We start from the raw sequence: 15,085 nt of genomic DNA on the forward strand, positions 1-15,085 counted from the left end.
TGTATAAGAGACAGCGGCTATGGCGGTCCACATGCTGCACGGTGCCCGAAGGAACATGCCATGACCCGTCCTCATCCGGCGCTCGTCCTGGCTTCGCTCTTGACCCTCGCGGCTTGCGGCGGCACGACGCCTCCGCAAGCCGCGAGGGTCAAGAGCGAAGCCAGGACGAGCGCCGGATGAGGACGGGTCATGGCATGTTCCTTCGGGCACCGTGCAGCATGTGGACCGCCATAGCCGCGCTCCAGATCGGTGCAAGCAGGTTGAGCAGCGGCACGAGGAAGATCAGCGCCGAAGCGAGGCCCATGAGCCACCGGCTGCCGCGCGGGATCGGCGGCAGGTCGGGATGGCGGGGCTCGACCATGTCGGCCATGTCCCGGCCCAGCAGGGCGGCGTTCAGGATCAGGAACAGGCCCAGCGTGCCGATGCCCGTCACCAGCAGCAGCAGATAGGCCGGCAGGGCAAGCAGGTTCCAGCCGACGGTCCGCAGGATGGAGCGCAGCGCGAAACGAAGGCTGCGGCCCCAGCCGACCGGCCGGGCGCGGGCTGCCGCCGCGGGGTAGCTGTCCCGTTCCACGGCAATGACGATGTCGTCGGCAAACAGGCTCATGATCGCCATGGCGGTGGCGCGGAACAGCAGCCAGCCCGCGGCGATCACGCCGATGGCGGTCGCGGTCGCCTCCGCCAGCCCGCCCCAGCCCGCGCCCGGCAGCCAGCCATAATGCAGGCGGGCGGCGTGGATGCCGGTCCACAAGGCGGCGGCGAGGACCGCGAAGGCGAGCAGGGTCAGGAGCAGCGTTCTGAACAGCAGCCGGAGGGCGGCACCGTGGAAGATGGAAGGGAATGCGCGAAGGACGGCGGCAAGGACCATGACACCGCTATTCCCGCCCTGGCGCGCAGCGTCAATCAGCGCCGTTGCGCAGCGCGCCCCGGATCGGTAGAGACGGCGGGATTTTTCCCCTTATTCACGAAGGATTTTGCGTGACCGCTGCTGCCCCCACGCTTGATGTTGTCGCCATCGGCAATGCCATTGTCGACGTGCTCGCCCGGAGCGACGACGCTTTCCTGGCCGAACATGCGCTGACCAAGGGCGGCATGCAGCTGATCGACGCGGAAACGGCGGAAAGCCTTTATGCCGACATGGGCGCGGGCAAGGAGATCAGCGGCGGATCGGCGGCGAACACGCTGGCGGGGCTGGCCGCGCTGGGCAAGAAATGCGGCTTCATCGGGCAGGTCAATGACGACCAGTTGGGCGCCGTCTTCGCCCATGACGTGCGCGCGCTCGGCATACGCTACGATACGCCGGCGATGCAGGGCGACGTGCCGACGGCCCGCTGCCTGATCCTGGTGACGCCCGATGCGCAGCGGACGATGAACACCTTCCTGGGGGCGTCGCAGTTCCTGCCCGAGACGGCGCTGGACCTGGACCTTATCCGCTCCGCGTCCATCCTCTATCTCGAAGGCTATCTCTGGGATCCGGAGCAGCCGCGCGCGGCGATGCGCGCCGCCATCGACGCGGCGCGGGGCGCGGGGCGGAAGGTCGCCTTCACCCTGTCGGACAATTTCGTGATCGACCGCCATCGCGCCGACTTCATCGACCTGATCGACCAGGGGCTGATCGACATCCTCTTCTCCAATGAAGGCGAAATCCAGTCGCTGGCCGGGGTGCATGATTTCGACGCCGCCGTGGCCGCCATCGCCGCGAAAGTGCCGGTGCTGGTCTCGACCCGCAGCGAAAAGGGCGCGATCGCCATGGTCGACGGCGTGCGGTACGAAGCGCATGCGGCGCCGGTGGCCGAAGTGATCGACACGACCGGTGCGGGCGACCTGTTCGCGGCGGGTTTCCTGGCGGGCCATCTGGAGGGACTGGAGGTCGAGAAGTGCCTGAAGCTGGGGGCGGCGGCGGCGGCCGAAGTAATCTCCCACTGGGGCGCGCGGCCGGAGGACGACCTGAAGGCGATCCGGGCGAAGACGCTGGGGTAAGATGAGAAGCCGGGCGAAAGTCCGGCCTTTCCTTTGCGTCAGACCGGCTTCTGCTTTCGGAACAACGCGCGATCGTCGGGGCCGAACCCCCAGCGCCAGATGACGAAGCCGTAGACGCCGAGGATGGTGAAGACGCCGAAGACAAGCTCCACCCACTCGAAATGAGGTGGCAATGCGACGAAAGCCGCGCCAACGATGCAGGCGACGCCGGAAGCGCTGAGCAACGGCCAGCGCCAGGCGTTGACCCTGGCGCCCAGCAGGTTCGACAGCAGGCGCGCCTTGACCAGCGCACTGACGCCCAGCGCTATGCTGAGCGCCAGCGCCGGCGCGGCGGCGATGGCCATGTCGTGCAGGCCCAGGCGCCGCGCCACGAAGATCAGAGCGAAGCTGAGCGCCGCCTGAAGCCCGATCATCAGCAGCGAGATCATCAGATTGCGGTGCCGCGCGATATACACCAGCGCCGATTCGCTGACCACGGCGGTCGCCGCCACGACTTCGGCCAGCAGCAGGAAGGCGAGCGCACCCGTTCCGCCGACGAAATGGGGGCCGACCAGCCCCATCACCGCTTCGCCCGGAATGCCGAGCGCAAGCGCGATGCCCGCCTGCGCCGCGATGATCCAGAAGCCGACCTGGCTCACCTGCCGCGCTATGGCGGTGAGATTGCCCTCCGAAAGATTGCGGGTGATGACCGGGCCCAGGATCGGGTCGAAGCTGGTCTTCAGTTTCTGGGGCAGGGAGGCGACCTGCTGCGCCACATAATAGATGCCGACCACGGCGGGGCTGACGAACAGGCCGAGGATCGCCATGTCCAGCCGGCGCGACCCCCATTCCACGCCGTCCGCCGCCGCCAGCGGCAGATTGCGGCGCGCCAGCCGCCACAGCCGTCCGAAATCCGGACGCCAGCCATAGGGAATGCCGTAATGGCGGGTCATCGGAATGATCGAGGCGACCAGCGCGGCGATCATCGAGACCACATAGGAGAGGATCAGGCCGTCGCGGGTCGAATAATAAGCGAAGCCGAAGGCGCCGATGCTGATCGCCCAGGGTTCGATGATGGACCGGGCCCGCACCGTGGCGCCGATGTCGAAGCGGTAGGCGCAGGCGGCCAGCGCCACGTCGGACCCGGCGACCGCGATCACGATCAGGGCGAGCAGGCGGTCGAGGCCGTTGATGCCGCTGTTCGGGAACATGGCCTGGGGGAAGGCGACCAGGAGCGCGCTGCCGATCAGGGAGGCGGTCAGCGTCACCACCATGGCGTCGGTCACGACATGGCTGTGCGGCCGCTCGGTCTGGGCGAGCGCGCCCGCAAGGCCGCGTTTCAGGCCGAGCGTCGCGAGCTGGGCGACGAACTCCACCACCAGCACCGCATAGGCGAAGCGGCCCAGCGCGTCGGCGCCATACCAGCGGCCGGCGATGAACAGGAACGGCAGGCGCGCCGCGAGGCGGAGCAGGAAACCGAACACATTGGTCCGTCCACCCTTGGCGAGCGCCGCAATATCGTCCTGCTGCGCGGGAGAGGCCCCTTCAGCCGCCAAAGAATTATGATCCCCCTGTGACATCAATGCTGTCGCGTCATTTTGTGGAGCCGGACTGTAGCAACAAATGATGATAGGGCGATGAATTTATTCGGCGCGCAGCGGACGGGCGAGCAGCGCATCCATCACCTGGGCGAGCGGCGCGGCATCTTCCAGCAGGGCGCAGACCGCCTCGACCACGGGCATTTCGACATGGGCGGCGCGGGCGGCTTCGCGCAGCACGGGCGCGGTAAAGGCCCCTTCCGCGACGGTCCGGCGGTTGGCCAGCAGGTCGCTGGCAGCCCGCCCCTCCCCCAGCCCCTTGCCGAGCGAGAAGTTGCGGCTGTTGGTCGAGGAACAGGTAAGGACGAGATCGCCCAGTCCGGAAAGGCCAGCCAGCGTTTCGGCGCGGGCGCCCCTGGCTAGACCGAAGCGGGTCATTTCGGCAAAGCCCCGGCTGATCAGCGAGGCACGGGCATTGAGGCCCAAGCCCGCGCCCTCCGCGACGCCGCAGGCGATGGCGAGGACGTTCTTCACCGCCCCGCCAATCTCCGCGCCGACGACATCGTCGGACAGATAGGGGCGGAAGGCAGGGCGCGCGATGCGGCCCGCGATCTTCGCGGCAAGAGCGGCGTCGGCGCAGGCGAGGGTGATCGCAGTGGGCAGGCCCCTGGCGACCTCATGCGCGAAGGTCGGCCCCGAAAGGACGGCGATGGGCGAGGTCGGCTGCGCTTCCATCGCCACCTCGGACATCAGCAGGCTGGTGCCCGCCTCGATCCCCTTGGAACAGAGGACGAGCGGCGTGCCCGCCGGCGCCTGCGCCACGACGGTGCGCAGATGCTGGGCAGGGCTGACGATCAGCAGCAGATCGCGGTCGGCCATGGCGGCCATGTCGCCGGTCGCCTCGATCGAGGCGCTGAGCGGGATATGGGGCAGGTAGAGCGGGTTCTGGCGGTCGCCGTTGACCGCCGCCACGACTTCGGGTTCCAGCGCCCAGAGGCGGACATGCCGGCCGTCCGCCGCCAGCGTCTGGGCCAGCGCGGTGCCCCAGGCGCCTGCTCCGATGACGCCTGCCTTCAGGGAGGGAGCCTTCATGCTTTCACTCCTGCGCCGCGCGCCTTTTCCGCGCCGGGGTCCAGCGGCCAGCGCGGGCGCGCCGGGACCGTGAGGTCGTCGATAAAGCCCGCCGCATAGCGTTCCGCCCCGGCCCACGCGATCATCGCCGCATTGTCCGTGCAGAGCCAGAGCGGCGGCGCGACAAAGGGCAGATCATGCTTTGCGGCGAGCGCTTCCAACGCGGCGCGGATCGACTGGTTGGCGGCGACGCCCCCCGCGACGACGAGGGCGGTGATGTCCTGAAGGCCCGCCAACTGCCGCTCGGTGCGGTCGATCAGGCAGTCGATGACGGCCTGCTGGAAGCTGGCGGCGATGTCCTCGGTCGAATATCGGCCGGACTGGGCCGCGCGCATGACCGCGCTCTTGAGGCCGGCGAAGGAGAAATGCGGCTCGGCGGTGCCGACCAGCGGGCGTGGCAGGGGAACGGCCCTCGAATTGCCATCGGCGGCGGCCTTCTCCACCGCCGGTCCACCGGGATAGCCCAGTCCGAGCAGCTTGGCGGTCTTGTCGAAGGCCTCGCCGCTGGCGTCATCGATGGTGGTGGCCAGGCGGGCATAGTCGCCCGGCCCCCGCACATGCAGCAACTGGCAATGGCCGCCCGACACCAGCAGCAGCAGATAGGGGAATTGCAGCGTCGGATCGGCCAGGCGCGGCGAAAGGGCATGGCCTTCCAGGTGGTTGACCGCGATCAGGGGCTTGTTCGCGGCATGGGCGAGCGCCTTGCCGGTGACGAGGCCGACCATCACGCCGCCGATCAGGCCGGGGCCGGCGGTGGCGGCGATCACGTCCACATCGCCAAGCGTAAGGTCGGCGTCCTTCAGCGCCGCCTCTATCAAGGGCGAAAGCGCCTCGACATGGGCGCGGGCGGCGATTTCCGGGACGACGCCGCCATAGGGGCGATGCGCCTCCTCCTGCGTGGCGAGGCGGTGGGCCAGGATCTTGCCCTCCGCCGTCACCAGCGCCGCCGCGGTTTCGTCGCAGCTTGATTCCAGGCCAAGGATGATCGTCATTGCCGCTTCCATCTAATGCCCGCGATCATTAGAGCAAGCGGGATCATGCAAAAGCCTTCCCGTCCGCCCCACACGCCCCTTCGCCTTGGCACGCGTGGCTCCCCGCTCGCGCTGGCGCAGGCCCATATGACGGTGGCGGCGCTGCGGGCGCGCCACAGCTGGGACGAGGGCGCGGTCGAGATCGTCGTGGTGCAGACCAGCGGCGACCGCATTCAGGACCGGGCGCTCGCGGAAATCGGCGGCAAGGCGCTTTGGACCAAGGAGCTGGACCGCGCGCTGGCCAGTGGCGAGATCGATTTCACCGTCCATTCGATGAAGGATGTGGAGACGATCCGGCCCGCCGAAATCCGCATCGCCGCCATGCTGCCCCGCGCCGATGTGCGCGACCGCCTTGTGGGTGCGGACAGTTTCGCGGCGCTCCCCGAAAGGCCGGTGGTGGGCACCAGCTCGCCGCGCCGGGCGGCGCAGGTCAAGCGGCTTCGGCCCGACGCGGAGGTCATCCTGTTCCGCGGCAATGTCGCGACGCGGCTCGCCAAGCTGGAAAGGGGGGAGGCGCATGCGACCCTGCTGGCGGCGGCCGGGCTCGACCGGCTGGGCCAGGGCGATGTGGGCGTCACCATCCCCGTCGAGGTCATGCTGCCCGCGCCGTCCCAGGGCGCCGTGGGCATCGAGACGCTGAGCGACAATGAAGCGGTGCTCGATCTGCTGGCGTCGATCAGCGACGCCGACACCTTCGATTGCGTGATGGCGGAGCGCGCGGTGCTGGCCGGGCTCGGCGGCACCTGCCATTCGCCCATTGCGGCGCTGGCCCGGCTGGAGCATGGGCGGGTCCATCTGCGGGCCGAGATCATCAGCCCCGACGGGCAGGAGACGGTCAGCGATGCGCTGCGGATCGGGCGGGGCGATGCCGCCGCCGCGGAAAGGATGGGACGCGCTTTGCTGGATAGGGCCAGCCCGACGCTGCGGGCTTTGTTCGAGGCGTGAGGCCCCTCGTCATCCTGCGGCCTGAACCGGGGGCGGGCAAGACCGCGGCGCGGGCGGCGGAACTGGGGCTGAAAGCGCGGGTCTTTCCGCTGTTCGCGCCCCGGGCGCTGCAATGGGAGGCCCCTGCCCCGGAAAGATTCGACGCCCTGTTGCTGACCAGTGCCAATGCGGCCCGGCTGGCGGGGGAAGGGCTGGCGCGCTATCGGAAGTTGCCCGTCTATGCGGTCGGACAGGCAACGGCGAAGGCGCTGGAGGAAGCCGGATTCGCAGATGTCGTCGCCGGGGATGGCGACGGCACCGCCATTGCGCGGCGGATCGCGGCGGATGGGCATGGCGATGTGCTGCATCTGGCGGGGCGGACGGTGGCGCCGATCGACGCGGGCGCGCTGCGGATCGAGCGGGTCGTTGTCTATGAAATGCTGCGGACCGGCGATGAGGGATGGGTGGAGCGGCTGGAGGCCGGCAGCGTCCTTCTGGTCCACTCCCCGCGTGCCGGCGAATTGCTGGCGCGCCATGTGGGTCCGGGGCTGCGCAGATCACTCCACCTGATCGCCATCAGCCCTGCGGCGCTGGTCGCCTGCGGCACCGGATGGGCCAGCGCTCAGGCGCCCGATAAGCCCGATGATGAGAGGATGCTGGCCCTTGCCGTCCGATTATGCGAATGATTCGCCTCATATGGAAGAAAAGCCCTTGATGAGCGACACGGATGGCCCGTCCGGCGGCGTAGCGGCGCCGCCCCCGGCGCGACGCGGATCCTGGCTGCTGGTGCTGCTGGTCTTGCTCGCCTTTGCGGTCGGGGTCGTGCTGACCGTCCTCGCCCTGCCGCGCATCCAGCGGTGGAATGCACCGCAACGGCCGTCGGTGCTGAGCGATCCGTTGCTGAATGCCGCCGCGCCGGGCGTGCCGATGCGGCCGCTGTCCGCCGATGCCGGGCAGATGCTGGACGCGCGCGTCGTGCAGCTGGAGGAACGGCTCAACCGCATCACGGTGGAGGCGCAGGCGGCGTCGGGCAATGCGGCACGCGCGGAAGGCCTGCTGGTCGCCTTCGCGGCGCGGCGGGCGCTCGATAGCGGGACGCCGCTCGGCTATATCGAAGGCCAGTTGCGCCTTCGTTTCGGACAGGCGCAGCCGCGCGCGGTGGCGACCATCATCAACGCCGCGCGGGAACCGGTGACGCTGGCCGACCTGCGCGCCGGGCTGACGGCCCTGGCCGACCGGGTCACCGTCCCGCCCGCCGACGCGAGCTGGTGGGAAGCGCTGGAACATGAGGCGCGGGAGATCATCACCATTCACCGGGCGTCCACCCCCTCTCCCCGGCCGCAGGCAGCGCTGGACCGGGCGCTGCGCTATCTGGACGGATCGCAGGTCGGCGCGGCTCTCGCCGAGGTGGAGCAGATGCCGGGACGCGCGGCGGCAGACCGCTGGATGCAATATGCGCGGCGCTACATGGAAGCGCGGCGGGCGCTGGACCTGATCGAAACGGCCGCGATATTGGAGCCGCGCCAATTGCGAGCGGCCGACGGCGCGCCGGTGGCGCAGACCTCTCCATTGGCGCCCTGATCCTTCCATAAGCCGCTGTCACAAACGGCGAACCGTTCATGCCCGTGGACAAATCTCCATGGACTCGGGAGCCTGTGTCATGAGAATGTCATTTTTCCTGTTGGAAGAAGGAAAGACATTTTCGTGCCGCCCTATGCCGACGCCATTGCCAGTTTCTGGAAGAGCCGCCTGGCCAGCGGACCTCGCGCGGCCGAGCGGCCGTCGCTCCAGCATCTGTTGGGCAATGCATCGGTGCCTTTCGATCTGGCGCGGACACGGGCGCAGGCCGCCCAACTGGCGCGGGCCATCCATGGCGACGGACGGCAGGTCCTGCTGATCCCGGGCCTGCTCGCCAGCGAGCAGCGGATGGAGCCTTTACGCGCCGTGCTGAACGCGGCGGGTTATGAGGCGCATGGCTGGGGCATGGGCCGCAATTTCGGACCCAAGCCGGACAGTCTGGAACAGATCGACCGCCGGGTGGATGCCATAAGGCGTGAGACCGGAGCGCCCGTCACTCTGGTGGGCTGGAGCCTGGGCGGGCTGTTCGCGCGGGAATATGCCAAATTCGCCATGCATAAGGTCGGCGGCGTCGTGACGATGGGTACGCCTTTTTCCGGCGATCCCCGCGCCAATCATGCGTGGCGGCTCTACCAGCTCGTTTCCGGATTTCCGGTCGACCGGCCGCCCTTCACCTGCCGGCGTGAGGAAAAACCGCCGGTGCCGACCGTGGCGCTCTGGTCGCGTCGGGATGGCGTGATACTGCCCCAATGCGCCAAGGGGCGCGTCGGCGAGCGGGATCGGGCAATCGAGGTCGACTGCACCCATATGGGCTTCGCGGCCGCGCCGGAAGGAATTTTGGCCGTTGGCCGGGCGCTGGAGCTTATGCAGCGGTAGGGCTTTCGGAGCGCCGGGATAGTGGCCCGGGTCGAGAGCGGACAGGCCTGCTTTCTCCCACCGGTCTTCACCGCTTCCTTGGGACTGTGGCGCAAAAACAGGCATAAAGGGCTTCGACAAGCTCGGCCCGAACGGTTTTCTGGTCCGCTCCTCGCCAAATCTCCTGATCAGACCGACAGACGCGCCAAGGCTTCTTCCCGCCCGATCAGCGGCAGGAGCTGGCCCATGTCCGGTCCATGGTCCAGTCCGGTCAGTGCCCGGCGTAGCGGCAGGAACAGCGCCTTGCCCTTGCGGCCGGTTTCCGTCTTCAGCGCTTCGGTCAGGGTTCGCCAGATGGCGGCATCGAAGCTCGCCTCCGCCAGCCGGGCATGCGCCAGGGCCAGGAAGTCGCGATCTTCGTCCGTCGGGAGTGGCGCGTCGATCGGGCCGGTGACGATCCGCCACCAGTCAGCCGCCCCCGCCACGGTTTCCAGATTCGGGCGGATGGCGTCCCAGGCCGCTTCGTCCATGCCCTGGGGCAAACGATCGGCAACAGCCGCATAGGGCAGCAGGTGGACGATCTTCTGGTTGAGGCTCGCCAGTTCCCCTTCATCGAAGCGCGCTGGCGCACGGCCGAAATGGGCGAAGTCGAAGCTGTCGATCAGCGGTTGCAGGTCCGTAAAGGGTTCCACCGGCATGGAACTGCCCAGCCGCGCCAGCAGGGAGGCGATGGCCATCGGCTCGAGGCCGCTCTCGCGAAAATGCGCGACGCCAAGCGATCCCAGACGCTTGGAAAGCTTGCCCTCGCTCCCGGTCAGCAGCGCTTCATGGGCAAAGGCGGGCAGTGTCGCGCCCAGCGCCGCGAACATCTGGATCTGCGTCGCGGTGTTGGACACATGGTCTTCCCCGCGCAGAACATGGGTGACGCCCATGGCGATGTCGTCGATCACCGACGGCAGCATATAGAGCCAGCTTCCATCGGCGCGGCGGATCACGGGATCGGACAATAGTTTCGGGTCGAAGCGCTGGTCGCCGCGGATCAGGTCGGTCCAGCCGATGGGCAGGTCATGATCCAGTCTGAAGCGCCAGTGCGGCCGACGCCCTTCGGCTTCATAGGCCGCAATCTGGTCCGCGCTCAGGGCCAGCGCCGCCCGGTCATAGACCGGCGGCAGGCCACGACCCAGCAGCACCTTGCGGCGCAGGTCCAGTTCCTGCGCGGTTTCATAGGCCGGATAGACATGGCCCGACGCCTTGAGCGCTTCGAACTTTTCCTCATAGAGGGCGAAGCGGTCGGACTGCTTCTCCTCCCCGTGCCAATGCAGGCCGAGCCAGTTCAGGTCCGCCTTGATGCCGTCGGCATATTCGGGGCGCGAGCGTTCGAGATCGGTGTCGTCGAGGCGCAGCAGGAACTGGCCGCCATATTTGCGCGCGAACAGCCAGTTGTGCAGCGCGGCGCGGATATTGCCGACATGGAGGTTGCCGGTGGGCGACGGAGCGAAGCGGGTGATGACTGTCATGCGGTTTACAGCGTGCGGAAGGCGTTGGTGATCGGGTAGCGGCGGTCGCGGCCGAAATTGCGAATGCCAAGCTTCACGCCCGGGGGCGACTGCCGGCGCTTATATTCCGCGACATAGAGCAGCCGTTCGATACGGGCGACCGTGTCGCGTTCGAATCCGCGGGCGACCAGTTGCTCGACCGACAGTTCCTCCTCCACCAAACCGTAGAGGATGGGGTCCAGCACCTCATAGGGGGGCAGGCTGTCCTCGTCCTTCTGGTTGTCGCGCAGTTCGGCGCTGGGCGGCTTGGTGATGACGCGCTCGGGCATGACGGGGCCATGTGGGCCGAACCCCTCGCCCAGCGACGGGACATTCTCGTTGCGCCAGCGGCAAAGGTCGAACACCGTCGTCTTATAGGCGTCCTTCAGCACCGAATAGCCGCCCGCCATGTCGCCATAGATGGTGGCATAGCCGACCGACATCTCGCTCTTGTTGCCGGTGGTGAGCAGCATATGACCGAATTTGTTGGACAGGCCCATCAGCGTCACGCCCCGGATGCGGGACTGGATATTCTCCTCCGTCAGGTCGCGCTGGCGGCCGGCGAAGACGTCGGCCAGCATCGCATCGAAAGCCTCCACCGCGGGTTCGATGGGGATGCTGTCGTAGCGGACGCCCAGCAGGCGGGCGCATTCGATGGCATCGTCCAGGCTTTCCCGGCTGGTGAAGCGCGATGGCATCATCACGCACCACACCCGGTCGGCGCCCAGCGCGTCCACCGCGACGGCAGCGGAAAGGGCCGAGTCGATGCCGCCCGACAGGCCAAGCACGACTCCGGGAAAGCGGTTCCCGTTCACATAGTCGCGCAGGCCCAAGACCATGGCGTTGTAGATGTCGGCGGGGCGATCATCGAGCGCGTGACGCTCGCCGGGAAGGCAGACCCATTGGCCTTCCCATTTTTCCCATTGCGTCAGGACCAGCGCCTCTTCCCAGTCGGGAAGCTGGTGCGCCAGGCTGAGGTCGCCGTTCATGACGAAGGAGGCGCCGTCGAACACCAGTTCGTCCTGCCCGCCAACGCGGTTCAGATAGACGAGCGGCAGGGCGGTTTCACGAACCCGGGTCCCCGCGACGGCGTTGATGCGGCGGTCGTCCTTGTCGACCTCGAACGGGGAGCCGTTGGGGCTGATCAGGATTTCCGCGCCTTCCGCCCGCAAATGGGCGGTGACGAAGGGAAACCAGATGTCCTCGCAGATGGGGACGCCGATGCGAACGCCCCGGAAGTCGATGGGCGCGGGCAGCGGACCGGGGGCGAACAGGCGCTTTTCGTCGAAGGTGCCGTAATTGGGCAGTTCCCGCTTCTGCCGGATGGCGGTGACCGCGCCATTCTCCAGCAGGGCGACGACGTTGAACAGGACGCCTTGCGACGCCACGACCGTGCCCACCAGCATGGCGGGGCCGCCGTCGGCGGTCGCCTGCGCCAGCCGGTCCAGCTCATGATTGGCCCGGTCCACCAGCGCGGGCTTCAGCACCAGATCCTCGGGCGGATAGCCGATCAGTTGCAGTTCGGGATAGACGATGAGGTCCGCTTCCATCGCCCGCGCACGCCATTCCAGCATCGCGTCGGCATTGGCGGACAAGTCGCCCACCGACTGCGTCATCTGGGCCAGGGCTATCACGAGTTTGTCGGTCATGGTCCGCGCCCCTAGAGCATTTTGCAGCAGCGCGCAAAAGCGCCTTTTCAGGAGGGGCCTCCGCCGCTAAAGGGGCCGCGTTCCGACAGCGTCACCAATTTGTCACGCCATTTAGTTCTAGGGGTTTGGCCATGAAGCTCATGACCGGCAATTCCAACAAGCCGCTCGCGGCCGCCATCGCCGACTATATCGAGATTCCCCTGACCGACGCGAGCGTCCGCCGCTTCGCCGACGAAGAGGTTTTCGTGGAAATTCACGAGAATGTACGCGGCGAGGACGTGTTTGTGATCCAGTCGACCAGCTATCCGACGAACGACAATCTGATGGAGCTGCTGATCATGATCGACGCGCTGAAGCGCGCGTCGGCCAAGCGAATCACGGCGGTGGTCCCCTATTTCGGCTATGCCCGGCAGGATCGGAAGCCCGGCCCCCGCACGCCGATCTCAGCCAAGCTGGTCGCCAATCTCATCACCACCGCAGGCGCCAACCGCGTGCTGTCGGTGGACCTGCACGCCGGGCAGATCCAGGGCTTCTTCGACATTCCGACCGACAATCTGTTCGGCGCGCCGGTCATGTCGGCCGACATCCAGGCGCGCTTCGGCGACCGCAACCTGATGGTCGTGTCGCCGGACGTGGGCGGCGTGGTGCGCGCCCGCGCCCTTGCCAAGCGGCTGGACAACGCCCCCCTCGCCATCGTCGACAAGCGGCGCGAGCGCGCGGGCGAATCGGAGGTCATGAACATCATCGGCGACGTGAAGGGCCGCTTCTGCGTGCTGATCGACGACATCGTCGATTCGGCGGGCACGCTCTGCAACGCCGCCGCCGCGCTCAAGGCGGCGGGGGCTGAAGAGGTAGCCGCCTATGTCAGCCATGGCGTGCTGTCGGGCGGCGCGGTGGCGCGGGTCGAGGCGTCGGAACTCAAGGAACTGGTCATCACCGACTCGATCCAGGGTACGGATGCGGTCTGCGGCGCGAAGAGCATCCGCCATCTGCCGATCGCTCCCCTGTTGGGCGAGGCGATCAAGCGCATCGCGGACGAAAGCTCCGTTTCCAGCCTGTTCGACTGAGATCGCCGCGAGGAAGTCGAAAAAAAGGCTGCCGATGGTCCCATCGGCGGCCTTTTTCATGTCCGTTCGGCAAAGTCGCGCGGCGCGACTTTGCTCAGTTGCGCGGAAACAACAGCAACGGCAGGCTGCAAACCAGCGCCATCGCCAGGAAGATGCGCTGGCTGAGTGAAATGCCGAGCGGCTTGTCGCGCCACAACCAGGGGCAGGTCAGCAGGGCCAGCATGAACAGGATGTTCGCCAATGCGGGCGAACCGTCGGCCGGGAGATCCTGCCACAGCGCCAGCCCTCCGAACAGGGCCATGAAACTTACAATCCAGCCGACCAGCGCCACCAGCAACTCCTTCGAGACATGTCGAAGGATAGGACGGCGCGAACCGGCGGAAGTTTAGGCGGAATGCGCCCAGGGGTCGTAAGTGCCGAAGCTCCAGACATTGCCCTCCGGATCGAGCGCTTCATAGCCGCGACCGGGATAGCCGTCATTGTCGTGCGGCTCGCTGACCACGACGGCGCCTTCATTCCGTGCGTGAAGGCAGTGGGCGTCGGCGTCGGGCACGACCACATAGATGCAGGTGGTGACGCCGCCCAGTTCCCTGGGCGTGCTCCAGCTATAGAGCGATTCCGTCGCTCCGTCGCGGACGCTGCCCAGCATGACCATGCCCTCCCCCAGCACCAGCTGGGCATGATGGACGATGTGCGGGTCGTCCGCATCTTCGTAGCTGGCCTGTACTTCGAAACCAAAAGCCCGGCAGAGAAACCGGATGGCGGCGGGCGCATCGGCATAGCGCAGGCCGGGGATGACGGGAGAACCGGGCATCACATCCCTCCTTCAGGGAATCGGAGAGACCCAGCCTATCCTTTAACTTCGCCCGTCGCGACAGCCCTTTGCATTTTCCCGGCGGTCGACCGTTCCGCCGGGCGGGAAAATGCTCTAGGCCCATGGCATGACGACCCGCGACGATCTGGCCCTTGCCAACCGCCTTGCCGACGCCGCCCGCGCGGCGATCCGCCCCTTTTTCCGCGCGCGCTACGACATGGAATTCAAATCCGACAAGTCCCCCGTGACGGAGGCGGACAGGGCCGCGGAGGCAGCGATCCGCGCGATCCTGGAGAAGGAACGGCCGCAGGACGGCATCATCGGGGAGGAATATGGCGCGAGCCGCGAGGATGCGGAACGGGTATGGATCCTCGATCCCATCGACGGTACGCGCAGCTTCATCGCCGGGCGGCCGATCTTCGGCACGCTGATCGCGCTGACCCAGGCGGGTTGGCCGACCGTCGGGATCATCGACCAGCCCATTGCGGAGGAACGCTGGGCGGGAATGATGGGGCAGCCGACGACCTTCAACGGCAAGCCGGTGACCACCCGCGCCTGCCGCGCCCTGGACGAGGCGATCCTGGCCTCCACCGCGCCGCAGCTTTTCCCGGGCTGCAGCGGCGAGCATTTCTCACGCCTTGCGGGGCAGTGCCGCGACACGGTCTGGGGCGGGGACTGCTATAATTATGGGCTGGTCGCGTCGGGTCATGTCGACATCGTGGTCGAGGCGGGTCTCAAGCTGCACGATCTGGCGGCACTGGTGCCGGTGGTGGAGGGCGCGGGCGGGCGGATGTGCGACTGGACAGGCGAACCGCTCACGCATGACAGCGACGGTCAGGTGATAGCGCTGGGCGACGCCGCGCGGCTGGATGACGTGCTGGAGGCGTTGGCCGAGGGGCATGAGGGTCATTAGGGCGCTAATTATTTCAGGAGGGTGTATTACTCGTCCAGCCCAGACGGCGATCTGTTAGCTGGAAAATTAGCCGGTCGCCGCTCAGCACCCC

15 protein-coding genes are annotated in these 15,085 nt (G+C 67.5%); 7 read left to right on the top strand and 8 right to left on the bottom strand.

Annotation, left to right across the window (positions count from 1 at the left end; genetic code table 11):
* Nucleotides 1-187: 187 nt before the first annotated feature.
* Nucleotides 188-868, bottom strand: a complete 681-nt coding sequence (locus tag A0J57_RS22650; protein WP_061939873.1) for an EI24 domain-containing protein — start codon at nucleotides 866-868, stop codon at nucleotides 188-190.
* A 110-nt stretch (nucleotides 869-978) separates the two neighbouring features.
* On the opposite strand from A0J57_RS22650, the gene A0J57_RS22655 reads away from it, so the two are divergent.
* Complete coding sequence (locus A0J57_RS22655) at nucleotides 979-1,980, top strand: adenosine kinase (RefSeq protein WP_044661192.1); 1,002 nt, start codon at nucleotides 979-981, stop codon at nucleotides 1,978-1,980.
* Nucleotides 1,981-2,018: 38 nt separating this feature from the next.
* Here the strand turns inward: A0J57_RS22655 and A0J57_RS22660 are convergent, their stop codons facing one another.
* The 3 genes from A0J57_RS22660 to tsaD all read right to left on the bottom strand — a co-directional run bounded on the left by A0J57_RS22660 (nucleotide 2,019) and on the right by tsaD (nucleotide 5,620).
* On the bottom strand, nucleotides 2,019-3,515 hold the full coding sequence (locus A0J57_RS22660; protein WP_061939899.1) for a lipopolysaccharide biosynthesis protein: 1,497 nt from the start codon (nucleotides 3,513-3,515) through the stop codon (nucleotides 2,019-2,021).
* 87 nt (nucleotides 3,516-3,602) lie between these two features.
* The gene (locus tag A0J57_RS22665) at nucleotides 3,603-4,589 is read right to left on the bottom strand and encodes an NAD(P)H-dependent glycerol-3-phosphate dehydrogenase (RefSeq protein WP_044661191.1); all 987 of its coding nucleotides are present in this window, start codon (nucleotides 4,587-4,589) and stop codon (nucleotides 3,603-3,605) included.
* Nucleotides 4,586-5,620 carry a tRNA (adenosine(37)-N6)-threonylcarbamoyltransferase complex transferase subunit TsaD gene (gene tsaD / locus A0J57_RS22670; RefSeq protein ID WP_061939901.1) on the bottom strand — a complete coding sequence of 345 codons (1,035 nt, stop codon included), beginning with the start codon at nucleotides 5,618-5,620 and terminating at the stop codon, nucleotides 4,586-4,588. The genes A0J57_RS22665 and tsaD overlap by 4 nt, the downstream gene beginning before the upstream one ends.
* Before the next feature lie 45 nt (nucleotides 5,621-5,665).
* Here tsaD and hemC point away from each other — a divergent pair, with 45 nt between their 5' ends.
* From hemC to A0J57_RS22690, 4 genes are all read left to right on the top strand, one after another.
* The gene (gene hemC / locus A0J57_RS22675) at nucleotides 5,666-6,604 is read left to right on the top strand and encodes a hydroxymethylbilane synthase (protein WP_061939874.1); all 939 of its coding nucleotides are present in this window, start codon (nucleotides 5,666-5,668) and stop codon (nucleotides 6,602-6,604) included.
* The gene (locus tag A0J57_RS22680; RefSeq protein WP_061939875.1) at nucleotides 6,601-7,269 is read left to right on the top strand and encodes a uroporphyrinogen-III synthase; all 669 of its coding nucleotides are present in this window, start codon (nucleotides 6,601-6,603) and stop codon (nucleotides 7,267-7,269) included. Before hemC ends, A0J57_RS22680 begins: the two co-directional genes overlap by 4 nt.
* A gap of 10 nt (nucleotides 7,270-7,279) precedes the next feature.
* Nucleotides 7,280-8,164, top strand: coding sequence for a hypothetical protein (locus A0J57_RS22685; protein WP_025548244.1), 885 nt, complete (start codon nucleotides 7,280-7,282; stop codon nucleotides 8,162-8,164).
* Nucleotides 8,165-8,287: 123 nt separating this feature from the next.
* Entirely contained in the window at nucleotides 8,288-9,037 is a 750-nt protein-coding gene (locus A0J57_RS22690) for a triacylglycerol lipase (RefSeq protein ID WP_025548243.1), read from the top strand.
* 167 nt (nucleotides 9,038-9,204) lie between these two features.
* On the opposite strand, the gene gltX is transcribed toward A0J57_RS22690, so the two are convergent.
* Nucleotides 9,205-10,533: a glutamate--tRNA ligase gene (gltX, locus tag A0J57_RS22695; protein WP_061939876.1), complete on the bottom strand. Its 1,329-nt coding sequence runs from the start codon at nucleotides 10,531-10,533 to the stop codon at nucleotides 9,205-9,207.
* 5 nt (nucleotides 10,534-10,538) lie between these two features.
* Nucleotides 10,539-12,200 carry an NAD+ synthase gene (locus tag A0J57_RS22700; protein WP_061939877.1) on the bottom strand — a complete coding sequence of 554 codons (1,662 nt, stop codon included), beginning with the start codon at nucleotides 12,198-12,200 and terminating at the stop codon, nucleotides 10,539-10,541.
* A 131-nt stretch (nucleotides 12,201-12,331) separates the two neighbouring features.
* On the opposite strand from A0J57_RS22700, the gene A0J57_RS22705 reads away from it, so the two are divergent.
* Entirely contained in the window at nucleotides 12,332-13,267 is a 936-nt protein-coding gene (locus tag A0J57_RS22705; RefSeq protein ID WP_025548240.1) for a ribose-phosphate pyrophosphokinase, read from the top strand.
* 94 nt (nucleotides 13,268-13,361) lie between these two features.
* On the opposite strand, the gene A0J57_RS22710 is transcribed toward A0J57_RS22705, so the two are convergent.
* Complete coding sequence (locus A0J57_RS22710) at nucleotides 13,362-13,598, bottom strand: hypothetical protein (protein WP_025548238.1); 237 nt, start codon at nucleotides 13,596-13,598, stop codon at nucleotides 13,362-13,364.
* A 54-nt stretch (nucleotides 13,599-13,652) separates the two neighbouring features.
* The gene (locus A0J57_RS22715; protein ID WP_061939878.1) at nucleotides 13,653-14,081 is read right to left on the bottom strand and encodes a VOC family protein; all 429 of its coding nucleotides are present in this window, start codon (nucleotides 14,079-14,081) and stop codon (nucleotides 13,653-13,655) included.
* 127 nt (nucleotides 14,082-14,208) lie between these two features.
* Here A0J57_RS22715 and hisN point away from each other — a divergent pair, with 127 nt between their 5' ends.
* Complete coding sequence (gene hisN, locus A0J57_RS22720) at nucleotides 14,209-14,994, top strand: histidinol-phosphatase (protein WP_025548235.1); 786 nt, start codon at nucleotides 14,209-14,211, stop codon at nucleotides 14,992-14,994.
* The last annotated feature ends 91 nt before the right edge of the window (nucleotides 14,995-15,085 follow it).

Origin of the sequence: Sphingobium sp. 22B (genome assembly GCF_001580035.1) — a bacterium.
In the GTDB taxonomy this organism is placed as follows: Bacteria; Pseudomonadota; Alphaproteobacteria; order Sphingomonadales; family Sphingomonadaceae; genus Sphingobium; species Sphingobium fuliginis.

Coding starts and splice junctions, on each gene's coding strand:
- hisN (WP_025548235.1), top strand. CDS start 14,209: ATGACGACCCGCGACGATCTGGCCCTTGCCAACCGCCTTGCCGACGCC.
- A0J57_RS22665 (WP_044661191.1), bottom strand. CDS start 4,589: ATGAAGGCTCCCTCCCTGAAGGCAGGCGTCATCGGAGCAGGCGCCTGG.
- A0J57_RS22715 (WP_061939878.1), bottom strand. CDS start 14,081: ATGCCCGGTTCTCCCGTCATCCCCGGCCTGCGCTATGCCGATGCGCCC.
- gltX (WP_061939876.1), bottom strand. CDS start 10,533: ATGACAGTCATCACCCGCTTCGCTCCGTCGCCCACCGGCAACCTCCAT.
- hemC (WP_061939874.1), top strand. CDS start 5,666: ATGCAAAAGCCTTCCCGTCCGCCCCACACGCCCCTTCGCCTTGGCACG.
- A0J57_RS22705 (WP_025548240.1), top strand. CDS start 12,332: ATGAAGCTCATGACCGGCAATTCCAACAAGCCGCTCGCGGCCGCCATC.
- A0J57_RS22650 (WP_061939873.1), bottom strand. CDS start 868: ATGGTCCTTGCCGCCGTCCTTCGCGCATTCCCTTCCATCTTCCACGGT.
- tsaD (WP_061939901.1), bottom strand. CDS start 5,620: ATGACGATCATCCTTGGCCTGGAATCAAGCTGCGACGAAACCGCGGCG.
- A0J57_RS22685 (WP_025548244.1), top strand. CDS start 7,280: ATGGAAGAAAAGCCCTTGATGAGCGACACGGATGGCCCGTCCGGCGGC.
- A0J57_RS22700 (WP_061939877.1), bottom strand. CDS start 12,200: ATGACCGACAAACTCGTGATAGCCCTGGCCCAGATGACGCAGTCGGTG.